Source organism: Rhodobacter capsulatus, from assembly GCF_052363175.1.
Lineage (GTDB): Bacteria > Pseudomonadota > Alphaproteobacteria > Rhodobacterales > Rhodobacteraceae > Rhodobacter > Rhodobacter capsulatus_D.
In genome coordinates, this window is record NZ_CP198946.1 from 3,700,409 (window position 1) to 3,713,845 (window position 13,437).

At 64.2% G+C, this 13,437-nt stretch carries 18 protein-coding genes; all 18 read right to left on the reverse strand.

The window, feature by feature from the left end; translation table 11 throughout:
- Positions 1-3: 3 nt before the first annotated feature.
- Positions 4-2,310: a phage tail tape measure protein gene (locus tag ACTTAI_RS19125; RefSeq protein ID WP_444453106.1), complete on the reverse strand. Its 2,307-nt coding sequence runs from the start codon at positions 2,308-2,310 to the stop codon at positions 4-6.
- A 118-nt stretch (positions 2,311-2,428) separates the two neighbouring features.
- The gene (locus ACTTAI_RS19130) at positions 2,429-2,851 is read right to left on the reverse strand and encodes a hypothetical protein (RefSeq protein WP_444453107.1); all 423 of its coding nucleotides are present in this window, start codon (positions 2,849-2,851) and stop codon (positions 2,429-2,431) included.
- The gene (locus ACTTAI_RS19135; protein WP_444453109.1) at positions 2,851-3,354 is read right to left on the reverse strand and encodes a phage major tail tube protein; all 504 of its coding nucleotides are present in this window, start codon (positions 3,352-3,354) and stop codon (positions 2,851-2,853) included. Before ACTTAI_RS19135 ends, ACTTAI_RS19130 begins: the two co-directional genes overlap by 1 nt.
- A 12-nt stretch (positions 3,355-3,366) precedes the next feature.
- Positions 3,367-4,560, reverse strand: coding sequence for a phage tail sheath subtilisin-like domain-containing protein (locus ACTTAI_RS19140; protein WP_444453111.1), 1,194 nt, complete (start codon positions 4,558-4,560; stop codon positions 3,367-3,369).
- A 160-nt stretch (positions 4,561-4,720) separates the two neighbouring features.
- On the reverse strand, positions 4,721-5,131 hold the full coding sequence (locus ACTTAI_RS19145) for a hypothetical protein (protein ID WP_444453112.1): 411 nt from the start codon (positions 5,129-5,131) through the stop codon (positions 4,721-4,723).
- Positions 5,131-6,684: a tail fiber protein gene (locus ACTTAI_RS19150; RefSeq protein ID WP_444453114.1), complete on the reverse strand. Its 1,554-nt coding sequence runs from the start codon at positions 6,682-6,684 to the stop codon at positions 5,131-5,133. The genes ACTTAI_RS19145 and ACTTAI_RS19150 overlap by 1 nt, the downstream gene beginning before the upstream one ends.
- The gene (locus tag ACTTAI_RS19155) at positions 6,684-7,241 is read right to left on the reverse strand and encodes a phage tail protein I (RefSeq protein ID WP_444453116.1); all 558 of its coding nucleotides are present in this window, start codon (positions 7,239-7,241) and stop codon (positions 6,684-6,686) included. The genes ACTTAI_RS19150 and ACTTAI_RS19155 overlap by 1 nt, the downstream gene beginning before the upstream one ends.
- A complete protein-coding gene (locus ACTTAI_RS19160) occupies positions 7,238-8,125 on the reverse strand; it encodes a baseplate assembly protein (protein ID WP_444453117.1) in 888 nt (295 codons plus the stop codon). The genes ACTTAI_RS19155 and ACTTAI_RS19160 overlap by 4 nt, the downstream gene beginning before the upstream one ends.
- On the reverse strand, positions 8,122-8,457 hold the full coding sequence (locus ACTTAI_RS19165) for a GPW/gp25 family protein (protein ID WP_444453119.1): 336 nt from the start codon (positions 8,455-8,457) through the stop codon (positions 8,122-8,124). The genes ACTTAI_RS19160 and ACTTAI_RS19165 overlap by 4 nt, the downstream gene beginning before the upstream one ends.
- A complete protein-coding gene (locus ACTTAI_RS19170) occupies positions 8,454-8,654 on the reverse strand; it encodes a hypothetical protein (RefSeq protein WP_444453121.1) in 201 nt (66 codons plus the stop codon). The genes ACTTAI_RS19165 and ACTTAI_RS19170 overlap by 4 nt, the downstream gene beginning before the upstream one ends.
- A gap of 10 nt (positions 8,655-8,664) precedes the next feature.
- The gene (locus tag ACTTAI_RS19175) at positions 8,665-9,198 is read right to left on the reverse strand and encodes a phage baseplate assembly protein V (RefSeq protein WP_444453123.1); all 534 of its coding nucleotides are present in this window, start codon (positions 9,196-9,198) and stop codon (positions 8,665-8,667) included.
- Complete coding sequence (locus ACTTAI_RS19180) at positions 9,191-9,718, reverse strand: hypothetical protein (protein WP_444453125.1); 528 nt, start codon at positions 9,716-9,718, stop codon at positions 9,191-9,193. Before ACTTAI_RS19180 ends, ACTTAI_RS19175 begins: the two co-directional genes overlap by 8 nt.
- Positions 9,715-10,224, reverse strand: a complete 510-nt coding sequence (locus ACTTAI_RS19185; protein ID WP_444453126.1) for a phage virion morphogenesis protein — start codon at positions 10,222-10,224, stop codon at positions 9,715-9,717. Before ACTTAI_RS19185 ends, ACTTAI_RS19180 begins: the two co-directional genes overlap by 4 nt.
- Positions 10,225-10,227: 3 nt before the next feature.
- Positions 10,228-10,653 carry a phage protein Gp36 family protein gene (locus ACTTAI_RS19190; protein WP_444453128.1) on the reverse strand — a complete coding sequence of 142 codons (426 nt, stop codon included), beginning with the start codon at positions 10,651-10,653 and terminating at the stop codon, positions 10,228-10,230.
- A 94-nt stretch (positions 10,654-10,747) separates the two neighbouring features.
- Entirely contained in the window at positions 10,748-10,996 is a 249-nt protein-coding gene (locus ACTTAI_RS19195; protein WP_444453130.1) for a hypothetical protein, read from the reverse strand.
- Between the two features lie 10 nt (positions 10,997-11,006).
- Positions 11,007-11,924, reverse strand: coding sequence for a Mu-like prophage major head subunit gpT family protein (locus ACTTAI_RS19200; RefSeq protein WP_444453132.1), 918 nt, complete (start codon positions 11,922-11,924; stop codon positions 11,007-11,009).
- Positions 11,925-11,934: 10 nt separating this feature from the next.
- The gene (locus ACTTAI_RS19205) at positions 11,935-12,321 is read right to left on the reverse strand and encodes a hypothetical protein (protein ID WP_444453133.1); all 387 of its coding nucleotides are present in this window, start codon (positions 12,319-12,321) and stop codon (positions 11,935-11,937) included.
- 10 nt (positions 12,322-12,331) lie between these two features.
- Complete coding sequence (locus ACTTAI_RS19210) at positions 12,332-13,351, reverse strand: phage protease (protein ID WP_444453135.1); 1,020 nt, start codon at positions 13,349-13,351, stop codon at positions 12,332-12,334.
- Positions 13,352-13,437: the final 86 nt, after the last annotated feature.

A 13,437-nucleotide genomic window follows, 5' to 3' on the forward strand; every position in this document is an offset into this window, starting at 1 on the left:
CCATCACTGCGGCCCCCCGTGATCGGACAGCGCCCGACGTGTCGCCGCCTCAGTCCGCGCCCCGACCTCGCGCGCGATGCGGGCGCTGTCCGCCGCAATCTGTTGCGTGATCTGCACCGGCACCGTGACGGTGATCGACTGCTCGGACCGGTAATCGTGGTTGATCGTCTCCTCGATCTTCTGCGGCGCCGCGGCCGAGGGCGGCGTGGCCATGCGCGCCGCCGAACCGGCGCTGTCCCGGGTCACGATCTGCGGCTGAGCCAGCCACTGTTCGGCAGCCGCGCGCGTGGCGGCTGAAGATTGTCCGCCCATCGGCAGCATCCCAGGCGCGCGGAAATCCGGTTTTACAAAACCGGAAGGCACGGCCGTGCGCGGCCCACCCCAGTTGAAGTCAAACGAGGGCATGTCTGGAATGATGTCGGCCCAATTCCATTTAGGCAGCACGTCGCTCCAGCTAAACCCCAGCCACTCCGCGATGGCCAGCGGAGGGATCAGAAGTTTCCAGCTCCATTTGGGGACGAGATTTGCCCAATCGACGCGCCCAACCCACTCGGGCCAGTCGATCGCAGACATGAACTTCGACCAGTCCAATTCCGGCAGCCAACCGTGCCATGAAAACGCCCCCCAGACACGTCCCCAGTCGATCGACGGCAAATACTTGTCCCATCCGAGCGGCTTGATCAGCAGGTTCCAGATGAGTTCACCGGCGAGCAGCGCCCAACCGATCACGGGGATCAAACGAGTGGTCCATTTCAGCGCAGTGACCAGAGCGCGCAAGGCGAACTTGCCTCCCGCCAAGGCCGCCCACGGGATGCGCGGGATCAACCCGGCCGTCCAGCGCAGCGGCGTGACCAGTTTTGAAAGGGCGAACTTTCCGAGTTTTCCCAAGCCGCCAAAAGCCCATCCAAGACCGCGCACCGCCTTGGCGGCGATCGAGACGTTGCGCCCCGCATCATTGAACTTCAGGAAGAGCCCCAGCGTGCGGATCAATCCACCGCGCATGATCGCAAAGCCGTAACCAAGCACGCGCGATCCGATCCCGAACACCAGAAGCGCCGCGCCGCCCTTGACGATGGCTTCGGTCAGTTTCGGGTGTTCCTTGGTCCAGTCCGACACGGCATAGACAAAGGATGTCGCTTGTTTCGTGATGTCCGTCAGGATCGGCAACAGCACGCCACTCGCCCCGAACAGTTCCATCACCGCGTTCTTCAGTTGCACGGTGCTTTCGACAAAGCCGCCCATCTTTGCCTCGTAGTCGGCGTCGATGATGCCATCTGCGCCAAGGGCAGCTTGCTTGATGCGCCGGTACTCTTCGAGGTTCGGGATCGCCGCGCGCAGGAAGTCCAAGACCTGCTTATCCGAAAACAGCTCGCCCATCTTGAACTGGTCGCCGCCGGTCACCTTCTGGATCACGCCCAGCATGTGTTCGAGCGGATCCGCCCCGGAGGCCGCCGCCTTGTTCAGTTCGGCCTGCACATCCACCCCGAACTCGGCGAACTTCTTCACCGTGTCAGGCGAGGTCAGCTTGCCCATGAAGTTCGAAAAGTTGTTGGCAGCCTGATCGGCCGAGCCTGCCGACTTCATCGCGATCTGAAGCGCGGCCGCCAGCGAGGCGACGCCGTCCACACCTTCCATCCCAAGCGCCCTTGCCCCGGCGGTGATCTCGGGGAAGTTGCGCGCCATGTCTTTGAGCTCGAACGACCCTTCCTTGCCGCTTTTGGCCATCGCGTCGAAGACCTTGCGCAGCTGCTCTGGCGCGACGGTCAGGTTATCCATCACCGCAAAGCCCGCGGCGGCCATGTCATTGAACTCGGAATTCGTCGCCTTTGCCGCCCGGCCGGTCGCCAAAAGCGCCTTCAGAGCGGCGTCCTGATCGAGGCCTTTCCCAACATATGTTTGCAGCCCAGCCAGCAGCTCGGGCGCGGACATGCCGGTCTTGCTCGCCCTGGACAGCGCGTTCAGATCGACACCCAAAGACCGCAGCTTTTCGCCTGTCAGACCGGCGAGGTTGCCATAGTCGATCAGATCTGCCTGCATCTTGCCCGAGGCCATCACCGGCGCGGCCAGTGTCAACCCCATGCCGAACGCCCCCATGAGCCGCCCGCGGGCCGAGGCGATGGCCTGCTCGTTCTTTGCCAGAGCATCCGCGATATTCGCCTCGCTGAACCCCGCGCGGATCTGCTGGGCGAACCCTTGACGAAACTCCTTCGCGCTGTTGCCCATGCCCCGGATCGCCGCCCGCACCTTGTCCGCGGGCGTCGAAAACTGGTCGATCAGGCGCAGGATCAGGGCGACGTTGAGATCGGTCATTTCCCGGGGCTCATGGCTTTGTAGAGGCTTCGGATTTCAGCCTGCCATGCGAGCATTTCGTCCCACGGCAGGCTGAGGATTTCGGCAAGCGGCCAGTGAAATGCGAAGGCGATGTCGGTTACGACGCCGCGCCAGTGCGGGATTTCAGTTCGGCGAGCATCAGTTCCTGCGCGGCGTCCAGGGCCGCCCGCAGGCTGCGCGGCAAAAAATCGGCAAGCCGCGCCTTCAGCTCGATCATGTCGTCCTGGTCGAGCGCCTCGATCACTTCGACGCGCTCGCCCGTGAACAGTGCCAGAACCTCCGCCTCTTTGCCCGCCAGCATCAGTTCCTGCACTTTTGCCACTTCGCTCCCCAGCAGGCGGCGCAGATGCAGCACGTCGATGCGCCCGCCTGCGGGCAATTGCAGCGGCCATTCGAGCGGCAATTCAGCCATTCGCGCCCGGCCGGTTTCCACGAAGGTGATCTTGTCCGACACGGGTTCGAATTCCGCATCCGTCATCAGCGCGCCGCCGCCCGCCGCCGCATCCTTGTTGCCCGTCATCACAGCCCAAGCCCCGCGCGCAGATCCGCCCATTGGTCGACGCCATCGACGATGCAGATGCAGTTGATAATGTCGATTTCGTAAAGCAGCTCGCCATCGACGCGATGCTGGTAATAGTTGATCGAGCCGATCTTGTAGTCCGTCGTACTGGCCGAGTTTGCCGACCAGCTGTTGCCATCGACGTTCAGCCGCCCCTTGATCACCAACACCTCGTTTTGCTGGCTGCCATCGATCTCGCTGATCGACACCACCCGGAAGGTGATCGACACGAACTTGCCGGGCGTGATGCCCGCTTGCTTCATCAGCGCCTTTTGGCGGCTGTTCAGCTTCATCGACGCTTCAAGCTTTTGCAGCCCGAGCGGCGCATCCATCGGCGCAAGCATGGCGCCCGCCTTGACCTCTTCGGCAAGGTCGCGCACGAGCGGCGGGGTGATCTCCTCGATCTCAAGGCGGGTGTCGTAGCCCTCGACGAAGGCGGTGAAGCGGCGCAGGATCTGCGTCATGGCGGTCCCCGATCAGGCAGTCAGACGGGCGATTTCCGCGACGGCCTTGGCCGAAAGCGTGTCGTAATAGCCCGTGTTGCGGTTGAAGTAGAAGGTGATGCGCTGCATCGGCGCGGGGGCCTCGGCGTCGTAATCGACGTAAAGATGCCCGGCGACCCACGTTTCCTTGGTGTTCTTGGCCGGATCGAGCCAGACGCGCCCGCCCAGAAGCCGCCCGAGCGCCGTCATCTGCCGCAGGAAGCCGTTCACCGTCTCGGCGATATCCACGAGCAGCTGCAGCGAGAACGGCTTGTCCACCGCCCACAGATGCGCCGCCTGGATGCTGTCGGCCACGACGTCATGCGTGCGCCGAACCGACAGGAACTTGTTGAGCGGATCGACCGAGGTGGTCTCGTTGCCCCACAGCCGCAGCCCCTGATCGCGCACGATCGTGGCGATGCGCTGTTCGTTCAGATAGTTCGCCTCGGTATCCGGATCGCCAAGGAAATGATCGATCGGCCGGGCCGTGCCGGTGATACCGTAGATCTCGTGGTTCGACGGCGAATAGTGATAGCCTTCATCCCGATCAACACGGGCGATAAGCCCGGCGACATACGCACTTGCGGGGCGCACCACGGTTTCCCCGCCAACATAGACCATCACGCCCGGGTCCACGATGTAGATACGGTCGGACCCCCAATCTTGCCGATAGGTGTAGGCGGCCTCCTTGGTGGTATTCGGCCCGTCGGCGATGATCACGGCGCGGCGACGATCCGCGAAACCCCGCATCGCGCCGACGACCGGGTTGGCAAGATTGCCCGGCCGCTGCGACGTGAACCCGGGCGCAATCAGGATGCGCGGCGATACCCCAAAAAGCGCTTGCGCCGACCAGAAGGCATTGACCCCGGTACGCGCGGCGGCATCGCCGACGACATTCGAGATGGTATCAGCAAGCGCTGCACCTTCCTCGACCCGAACGGTGATCACTGTCAGACCGACGCCTTGGGCAAACATGGCCGCGAACGCATCGGCAAGCGTACCATCAGCGCCCAGATCAGCGACGCTCTCGGCACCGCCGATCGTCAGCACCGGCGTATTCAGCGGCCACTTGTCGGGGTCTGCATCCGGCGCGGTGCCGATGACGCCGATAACGGACGAGCGCACCACCTCGACGGGGCGCGCACCACTGGTGACCTCGACGGTCTCCACACCGTGCAGATATGCCATGCTCACTCCTAGCAAAATTGCGCGGCTTGCCCCGCGCGGTCGATGCTTCAGAAGTGACACGATAAGATGCATCCGGCCTTGGTAGCGTCACTACCAAGGCCGGGATCATGTTTGATTTGACGCCAGATTGTGCCGCGGCAGTGGCAAAATCAAGAGTGCATCATGCGGTGATGGTGGCCGCCTGCCGAAACAGATCGTCGATAGCCTGGTCATCCAGCCCCAGAACAATCGCCAAGGCCGCAATCGTAGGACTGTCGCGGCGAAAATCGCGAGCGTCCGTCCAGGCGAGTTGCGTCAGCCGATCCGCAGCCGCGACAGCGGCTTCCGCATCATCAAGCAAGCCTGCTAGGTGCAGCGCGGCGCGCGCCTGAAACCGGCTGACACTTGTGGGCACATCTGCATGGGATGGTCCGGATTGTATCCACTCAGATCCAGACCAGTTCCATCCTTGCCCGGGGCACAAAGGCACTTCAACCGTACCATCTGGGTACGAGGCCAAGATTTCGGGCCCGGGCGCGGAATTGGTCTGCCAATAGCCGATATCGTGATGGAAAAAACCGTGCTCTGTCATTAGCGCAGCTCTGCAAATTGAGACCATGTCCCGGTGTAGCGGTAGTAGTGACCGACCGGGATCAGGATCTCGACAAATCCGTTGGTATCAGTCGTGGTCAAGGACGCGAGCGTCACCCAAGTTGTGCCGTTTGTGGAGACCTGCATAGTCGATCCCTGCGCCTCAGAATACGCCATTACCGTTATCGGACGGGTTGTGGTGTTTTGATATGAGGTCCCAGCGGTGCGCGCCACCGCCTGCCACGTTTGCCCGTAACCGGGGGTCATCGCCGCAATGGCCTGCGCGACCTTCAGCGGTGTCATGCCCTTAGTATCGATCGTGCCCGCCTCGGCTTCGGCCTGCGTCGCGATGGTCAGCGCGATAGTCGGGTTGCCAGCCACGCCGTTGCCGTTCGCCACCGTGACCCCGGTTCCCGCCGTAATTGTACGCGCGGCTACCGTGCCCGCAGCCGTACGCACGATGATCCCTGCCGTGGCCAGCGCAGAGATCGCCGAAAGAATAGCAGAACCAGCCTGCAGCGTACCGCCCGCGATGGCTGCGGCAATGGCCTGCGCGACCTTCAGCGGTGTCATGCCCTTAGTATCGATCGTGCCCGCCTCGGCTTCGGCTTGCGTCGCGATGGTCAGCGCGACAGTCGGGTTGCCAGCCACGCCATCTCCGTTTGTGACAGTCATGCCTGTTCCAGCGGCAATCGTCCGCGCAGCCACCGTTCCCGCGGCCGTACGCACGATTATACCCGCCGTGGCCAGCGCAGAAATCGCCGACAGAATAGCAGAACCAGCCTGCAGCGTGCCGCCCGCGATGGCTGCGGCAATGGCCTGCGCGACCTTCAGCGGTGTCATGCCCTTAGTATCGATCGTGCCCGCCTCGGCCTCGGCCTGCGTCGCGATGGTCAGCGTGATGGTCGGATTACCCGCGACGCCGTTGCCGTTCGTCACCGTAACCCCGGTACCGCCCGTCACCGCGCGCGTCTCGACCGTACCCGCGGCCGTGCGCACGATGATGCCAGCCGTAGCCAGCGCAGAGATCGCCGACAGAATAGCAGAACCAGCCTGCAGCGTGCCGCCCGCGATGGCTGCGGCAATGGCCTGCGCGACCTTCAGCGGCGTCATGGCCTTGGTGTCAACCGTGCCCGCCTCGGCCTCGGCCTGCGTCGCGGCAGGAACGGTAATGGTACGATCCGCGCCAAGGCTACCACCGCCGGTGGCCAAACCAGCTGCCGTAATTGTCGTCGTTTGCAGCGCACGGGTATTGGCATTGTCGTTCGCCGCCTTGACCGCCGACGGGGTAGCAGCCATGTCGGTGGCCGTCGAACTGGTCGAAGTGGACAGCCGCACGATGCCAGCAACTGTAGTGGATGCAGCCACGACCGCTGCCAGAAGCTGATCCACACGCGTCTTCAGCCAGCGAGTGCGGTTCGCCAACTCCAGAAGCGGAACATTCATCGCACCGGCCATCGTCGCGCGATTTGGCGCGCCACCAACAGCGGGGGTAGTGGTCTCGAACTGATAGACCCCGGCAGGGTAGGTATCGGTTTCCGGCAAATCTGCCATCATGCAACTCCCAGTGTGTAGGTGCCGTCGAGCAGCCAACTGCCGTCGAGCGTATTCAGAGCGCGGGTGTAGTTGAGTTCTTTCAACCAGCACCCGGCTGGGGCTACCGATGACAGCAGCTTGCGAACCCGCGCGGCCTGCTTGGTTGTGATCGGCGCGTCCAGATAGACGCGGTATTCAGCCCAGTGATCGCTGGTCGAGAGTGTGCGAGATCCATCGAGCAGCCAGGTCCCGTCCAGCCGCGATGCTGCGTACCGCTCGTAAATCTGCGCCGTGCCATAGCCCAGCAGATCCAGCGAGCGGCGGATCGCCCACGGCGTGCCTTTGTGCCGCTGGATCTCGATCGATGCGGCGATCACCTCGCGCTTGCGTGCATCGGTCCAGGTGCTGTCCCATTCGTCGACCGACAGCGCCCAGGCGAGATAGGGCAGCAACGCGGACGGGCAGGATGCCGGAGACCACAAGCGATCCACGGGGCAATCGAGATCCAGCACCTGCGCGATCAGCATCTCGATCGCGCGTTCGAGTTTCGTGGCATTCGCTGGCAGCAATGTCATGCGGTGCTCGCCAGTTGCAGGTTGATTGATGTGCAAAGAGGTGCCGCGGTCGCACTGCAGACAATGTCGGCGGCCGGGGCAGTCATGGCGACCCGGATGACGCTGGGACGATGCAATGCGGCCAGCAGTCCAGACATAGCTACCGTCGCTCCAATGCGGCGTACGGATGCGAGATACTCGTCCAAAGCAGCCCGGGCCGCGGTCAGCACGGCAGCGGCATCCGGCCCATCCCCGACCTCTATCGTCGCGGTCACCTCGAAATCCATCATGGTCGGTGCGACGACCGTGACCCCGTGGCAGAGTGGCCGTACGTTGGTCTGGGACAGGGCCTCCTGCACGATCGAGAGCAAACTGACGGAGGGCACGCCAGTCTGGGTATTGGCCAGCACGGTGATCAGGACTTCGCCTGGCAAGGGCGTTGTGACGCTGACATCTTGCACCCGCGGGTCTGCTGCGCGGGCGTGATACTCATACGCTCCAATGCTGCCAGCCGTGGTGTAAGCCTCCGGGGCGAGCTGTGTACGCGCGCGCAAGGCTGCATCTGTCTCCCAGACGGCCGCCGCATCAGCTGTTGCCGGGCTCACCAGCAACCTGGAAACGCCGAACAGCGCCGCGAGGTTTTCAAGATCTGCGCCGCTCGCCGTGGCCAACATCGTTGCACGCGCTGCATCATTGATCCGGGCACGCAAAAGCAGAACGGTGTAGCTGAGCAACTCGATCAACTTGCGCAGCGGCTCGCTCTCCAGCGCCAGCGCCTCCGATACTTCGGGCATCAGATCGGCCATCCTGGCCAGCGCATCGGTCAGCAGCGCGTCATAATCCAGCGTCTCGATCACGTCAGGGGGCGGCAGTTGCGAGAGATCGATCTGCGAAAATCGGCTCATGCCGTCACCTCGACGCTGTATTCGCGACCGGTCGCAACTTCGGCCAGATTGACACCGATCACGGCGCCCCCGTCCGCCGCCATGCTGGTCAACGTAAAGCCGCGCAGGGTGACGCGCGGCTCGAACCGATCGAGCGCTTCGGCGATCGCCACATATCGGCGCAATACCGCTTCCCCATTCCCCGGCTGATCGATCAGATCGACCGCCTCCGACCCGTAATCTCGACGCATGACACGCGTACCGACCCGTGTCGAAAGCAGATCGGCAACGGATTGACGGATGTGATCCGAGCCACTGATCTTGCGCCCCGTCTGACGATCCATGCCGATCATTCAGTCCCCTCCGGCGCGGCCGAGGGGGAGAGCGATTTTTCGCGCCGCTTAGGCTTTGGTGCGGGTTCAACAACCGCGGCCGTGGCAATCTCGGCTCCCCGATATTTGGCAGCTTCCCGCGAAAGCTGGACGACCTCGCCCGGCATCCGCAAACGACCGGCGTGCCAGAACGGCGTCATAACCGTAAACTCTTGCATGTTTGCCCCCTTAACCCGTCGCCCGCACCGTGCCGGACCCGGAGATGATCTTGTGCGTGCCGGGATCGACCTGATCGCCAATGCGCGCGACAGGCTTGCCACCCGTGCCTCCCAAGTCGATCGACGGACTATTGACCGTGACCTGAGGCGCCTCGATCACGACGCTGTCGCCCTTGATGGTGATCGTGACCCCGCCAACCGCAAATACAGCCGCATCTCCATCGCCAGACGGCGCGGGCGTGGCATCGGTGAACCCGCCATGCACTGCGATGGATCGCTCGCTCAGATCACCGGACGGCGAAAGCACCGTCATCACTTCGCCCACCGTCGGCGGGTTCCACGAACGCCGCGCCCCGGCCCGTTCGGGCCACGGGATCATCGGCGTCAGCAGTGGCGCGCCATCGTCCCCGACATCGAGGCGGACGAGGCCGCGCGCCGCGTCCACCTCGACCACCTTGCCCGTACGCATGACATTGGCCTGCCGACGGCTCAGTTCCGCAACCTCGCGGCGCAGATCGGCGATGATGCTGGGCAGATCAGCCATTGCCAAGCTCCCCCGCCAGCGTTTGCTGCAGCTCTGCCCCGACCGGCCCCAGCGCCATCGGATCATGCGGCCCTGCGTCGATTTCGTCGGACCCGAGCCGCACGCTTTGGACCCAGCTCACCGCATGCAAGGCAATCCCGCGCTGGTCGATCTCGCTGGTGTAAAGCGCGTCGAAGCGCAGATCCCGCGGGATGCCCGCACCGCGCACCAACTGCGACACCGGCCACAGGATGACCCGATCCACGACCCACTCGCCGATCTGCGCCCCCACGGGGCCTCTGGCCTTCGCCTCGGTGACGATGAACACCGAAAAGGCGGCATCGAAGCGCCGCTCTTCATTCGGCGATGCTTTCGACTTCGCCGCCCCCAGAAAGCAGAGCCGAAGCGCGGGCGGGCGCAGCGATTTGCGGGCAAGTTCGGTCACGTCGAACTTGCCGGGCGCGACCTCAATGTCGGTCACACCCGCCAAACCGGGGGTTTTCAAATGGCCTTGAAGGGCGCTCAAAACCTCGTTGATCATTGCAGCAATCCTTCGATGAACTCGGCGATCACCTCTTCGGCCTCGGCGATGTTGTCCGCGCTGAGCCCGAGGTAAGGCCGCGCTGGGATGGTGACGGATTTGAGGAAGACCTTTTCGCTCCCTCCGGGCATGGCCTTGCGCAGGCCGCCGGGGACAGAGAACGACAGAGCTTTCTTGTCCTTCGGTTTGATCGTGCCGCCGAACTGGTGGATGCGGGCGTAAACCAGCGGCGAACCGACATGCACTTCATGTTGGTTCGACAGGTAGTCGATGCTATCCGCCAAGGTTCCGGTGTTGAAAAGGATCGACGATCCGCGCCACGTCTTCGCCCAAGGCGTGCCGTCCGGCGCAGTTTTCTCGACCTCTATGCGTTGTCGTGTCTGCAGCTGAACAAGGCGGCCAAGGCTGTCCATCAGCTCGTGTCGATCGAGCGCGGTCAGCCGTTCGATCCGGGCAATTGCCTCGTCCAGACCCTGTTCGATGATCTCGACAGCGGTGCCCGCCATGGCTCAGCCTCGCGCCCGGACGCCGAACCGGCGCGGGTTGGCGCTGAAGTCCGCTCCCGCCGCGGTGCCGGTGCTGGTATCGACTGCGGCCGAGGGCTCGGCGTCGCCAAGCCCCGCGCGCCCGGCGCCAATCGCCTTGGCAAAATCGACTGCATATTTGTATCGATCCTCGATCGTCACGGTCAGACGGGCGTGGCTGTTGGCCAGAATGTAGGCGGCGATGTCGATGCAGGGCCGCTCCAGCGTCTTGGGCGCGCTGGCGAGCGGCGTCTTGTAGCGGGCCGAGATCCAGCCGTCGATCTCGGCCGAGGCTTGCACCAGCGCCCGATCAATGGCCGCGTCAGGATCGGCGACGCCATCTGGGGTCAGATCCGTCAGGAAGTCATCGCCGTAGATCTCGGCAATGGTGGCACGGGTGGCGTAGATCATGATCAGCCCTTGAATGGTGAAAGGCCGCCCCGCCGCTGCAGCCTCTCGATCATTCGCGCCTGTCGGCGGGCGCTCCGGTTATTCTTCCAAGGCATCAGCCGCCCTGGTGGGCCTCATCCTCGTCGATGTCAGGCGCGGGCTCGGCGCGGATGCTCAGCATCGGATCGCTCTGAAGCGCGGCGATCTGATCATCGTTCAGATCAGCCAGCTGCAGCACCTTGGGCTGCGTATCGAAGCGCATCCCGGCGCGGCGGCGTGGCCCGCCCGGCGCCGTCACGGTGATGGCGGCGGGAAGGACCATGTCGCGAGCGGGGAGCGTGTCGGGTTTCGGTTTCGCGGCCATCATGTTCTCCTTACGACGCCAGCCAGGGCGTCATCAGCACCTCGGCCTTCTTGAAGAGCGGGTTATCCGCGCCCGAGGCGGTGCGCTGGACGCTCACCACCTCGTTGGCGGCGTCTTCCAGTTCCGGCGGCACGATCAGCAGATCGGGCACGATGTTGAGCGAATTGCCCTCGTTGTCCTTCAGCGTCGTCATGCCCAGCCGCAGGGCCTTGAAGGTCTCGGCCGTCAGCGCCGCCTTCGAGGCCGCCGCGAGCTGCCAGTAGGTGTAGCCCGCCGCGCCGCGAGAGCGGGTGCCGTAGACGAATTCATCACGGTTGAACACGGCGTCCGATTTCCCGGCGTCGTCCTGGATGATCAGCTCCGCCTTGACGCGGTCCTGATACAGCATCGGCTTCACGGGCCGCTTGGTGCACAGCAGATACCAGGCCGGACCAGACCCCGCCTGCATGTTCGACACGGACACCTCTTTGCCGTTCACCTGCACCGGGTGATCCGTGTCGAAGAAGAACTGCCCATCGTAACAGGCGGACGCGAAACCGGCCTTGAGCGCCTGATAGACCAGCCGTTCGGGATGCTCGGCCGCCGCCTGCGCCATGCCCGCGATCGCCGGACGAAACAGGCCGACCTGATCATCCTCGATCACCGTGCGCGGCACGGTGACAGTGTCTTCGAACAGCTTGTTCCTGAGCATGTAAGCCTCGACTTCGAGGTTTTTGCGGAACCGTTCGCCGATCCATTCGCGCATGCCGGGGATCGCCCCCAACCAGGCATAGGTTTCGACGGCAGCGGTCGAATTCACGACTTCCGTGAACCGCGTATAGGTCGAGGGCGCGGACGTGAACGCGCCTTGGAAGACCGCTTGAAACGACGCGTTCACGGCCTCGACGGCCTGCCGCATCGAAGAACGGCGCAGGATGGGTTGGGGCATGTGCCTCTCCTCAGATGGTGACCCAGACGCCGTCGACATCGACGGCACGCACGCGACCGGCTCGCGAGCGCGTGCCAGTGCCATTGGTTTTCGCGACCGACGCGGGGCCGGTCAGGTAGCAATCATTGCCGATATCGGCGAGGCCGACCGGGTCCACCGCGTCGTTGTCGAGCAGGTAGGTTCCCGCCACGGCATCAACCATCGACGCGCCCGCGGATCCGGAGTTGACGACGGTCGCTTCGGCGACGCCGACAGCGACAAGAGCGGTGGCCACCAGCCCTTCCTTGGCCGCACCCGCCTGCATCACCACCACATTGCCAGCGTAGATCGTCACCCCGGCCGCCATGGGGTACGAAAACCGCCGCCCATCGCGCGAGATCGTGTTGCGCTCACCCATTGCTGCCTCCTCAGGTGTTGTCCGCCGCGCGCAGCGAGGCGCGGGCAGAGATATATTGATCGTCGCTCAGCCCCATGCTGCTCGCGATGTGACGCTCGACATCGGACAGCGCCGTGCCGGGCTGGTTCACGTCGCCGACCGGCACGGATCCGACGACCGGCGGCAGGGTGGCGCAGAGCTGCTTGACCTGCTCAAAGCCAGCATCCGTCGCGGCAAGCGCCACATAGTGCGGCTTCGAGGCCGGGGCGATCTTGCCCGCCGAGACGGCAGCCGCGATCACCGCATCAACCTCGGCCACGCGCTGCGCGGTGCGGATCGAGGCGAGTTCGGTTTCGGCGCACGTGGCGCGCGCCAGCACCGCGTCATAATCGGCGCGCGGCATGAAGCGATCCGCGGGCGGCGTGCGCGCCGAAGCCAGTTCGGTATTGCGGGTTGCGATGGCCGCCAGAATGGCCGCCTCGTCCGCGTCCTCGGACAGGCCGAGCGCGGTTGCGATTGCGCGCATGTCGTCGTCTCCTTGGTTGGGATTGGACCGCGCCAAGGCGGTCATGGTAAAAGCGGGACGGTTGACCAGACTGATCGCCGCGAGCCAGGCGACCTCACCGGTTTCCCGATCCACGGAAAATTCGGGCGAGATGAAGCGAAACTCCCGGTCGCGGATCCGCTGCGCAGCCAGCGGCGTCCAGTCGATCCGCGCCCAGATCCCGTCCGCCCGCGCCTCAACGGCCGAGCACCAGCCCGCGGCCAGCGTGTCGCCGCCGTCGTAGGGCTCAAAGTAAGACCGATGGTCGTAATCGACCAACACGGGCATCTTGCCCGCATTGATCGCCGCCGCGAGGCGGACTGGATCGGTGATCCGAAAGGCGCGGCCATCATTTGTGGCCACCACCGGCCCGGCCGGGAAGATCTGAACCCAGTCCGGCGCGGCCTGTTCGGCGGCTCCGCTCCCGGGCAGCTGAAATGCCAGCACCGACGCCTGCGTCTTCGCGCGGCCGGTGTCGCTTTGCGTGGGGTTGGGTTTCTTGCTCATGGCCGATCACTACCGGATCGGCGGCGGGCGGGGCTTGGTAGCACGGCTACCAAAATCACCCTGAGCTTATGGCCAGATCCTAGACC

What these genes read in the sequence shown, in the direction of transcription:
- ACTTAI_RS19125 (WP_444453106.1), bottom strand. Translation starts at nt 2,310, where the DNA reads ATGACCGATCTCAACGTCGCCCTGATCCTGCGCCTGATCGACCAGTTT.
- ACTTAI_RS19130 (WP_444453107.1), bottom strand. Translation starts at nt 2,851, where the DNA reads ATGACGGGCAACAAGGATGCGGCGGCGGGCGGCGGCGCGCTGATGACG.
- ACTTAI_RS19135 (WP_444453109.1), bottom strand. Translation starts at nt 3,354, where the DNA reads ATGACGCAGATCCTGCGCCGCTTCACCGCCTTCGTCGAGGGCTACGAC.
- ACTTAI_RS19140 (WP_444453111.1), bottom strand. Translation starts at nt 4,560, where the DNA reads ATGGCATATCTGCACGGTGTGGAGACCGTCGAGGTCACCAGTGGTGCG.
- ACTTAI_RS19145 (WP_444453112.1), bottom strand. Translation starts at nt 5,131, where the DNA reads ATGACAGAGCACGGTTTTTTCCATCACGATATCGGCTATTGGCAGACC.
- ACTTAI_RS19150 (WP_444453114.1), bottom strand. Translation starts at nt 6,684, where the DNA reads ATGGCAGATTTGCCGGAAACCGATACCTACCCTGCCGGGGTCTATCAG.
- ACTTAI_RS19155 (WP_444453116.1), bottom strand. Translation starts at nt 7,241, where the DNA reads ATGACATTGCTGCCAGCGAATGCCACGAAACTCGAACGCGCGATCGAG.
- ACTTAI_RS19160 (WP_444453117.1), bottom strand. Translation starts at nt 8,125, where the DNA reads ATGAGCCGATTTTCGCAGATCGATCTCTCGCAACTGCCGCCCCCTGAC.
- ACTTAI_RS19165 (WP_444453119.1), bottom strand. Translation starts at nt 8,457, where the DNA reads ATGATCGGCATGGATCGTCAGACGGGGCGCAAGATCAGTGGCTCGGAT.
- ACTTAI_RS19170 (WP_444453121.1), bottom strand. Translation starts at nt 8,654, where the DNA reads ATGCAAGAGTTTACGGTTATGACGCCGTTCTGGCACGCCGGTCGTTTG.
- ACTTAI_RS19175 (WP_444453123.1), bottom strand. Translation starts at nt 9,198, where the DNA reads ATGGCTGATCTGCCCAGCATCATCGCCGATCTGCGCCGCGAGGTTGCG.
- ACTTAI_RS19180 (WP_444453125.1), bottom strand. Translation starts at nt 9,718, where the DNA reads ATGATCAACGAGGTTTTGAGCGCCCTTCAAGGCCATTTGAAAACCCCC.
- ACTTAI_RS19185 (WP_444453126.1), bottom strand. Translation starts at nt 10,224, where the DNA reads ATGGCGGGCACCGCTGTCGAGATCATCGAACAGGGTCTGGACGAGGCA.
- ACTTAI_RS19190 (WP_444453128.1), bottom strand. Translation starts at nt 10,653, where the DNA reads ATGATCTACGCCACCCGTGCCACCATTGCCGAGATCTACGGCGATGAC.
- ACTTAI_RS19195 (WP_444453130.1), bottom strand. Translation starts at nt 10,996, where the DNA reads ATGGCCGCGAAACCGAAACCCGACACGCTCCCCGCTCGCGACATGGTC.
- ACTTAI_RS19200 (WP_444453132.1), bottom strand. Translation starts at nt 11,924, where the DNA reads ATGCCCCAACCCATCCTGCGCCGTTCTTCGATGCGGCAGGCCGTCGAG.
- ACTTAI_RS19205 (WP_444453133.1), bottom strand. Translation starts at nt 12,321, where the DNA reads ATGGGTGAGCGCAACACGATCTCGCGCGATGGGCGGCGGTTTTCGTAC.
- ACTTAI_RS19210 (WP_444453135.1), bottom strand. Translation starts at nt 13,351, where the DNA reads ATGAGCAAGAAACCCAACCCCACGCAAAGCGACACCGGCCGCGCGAAG.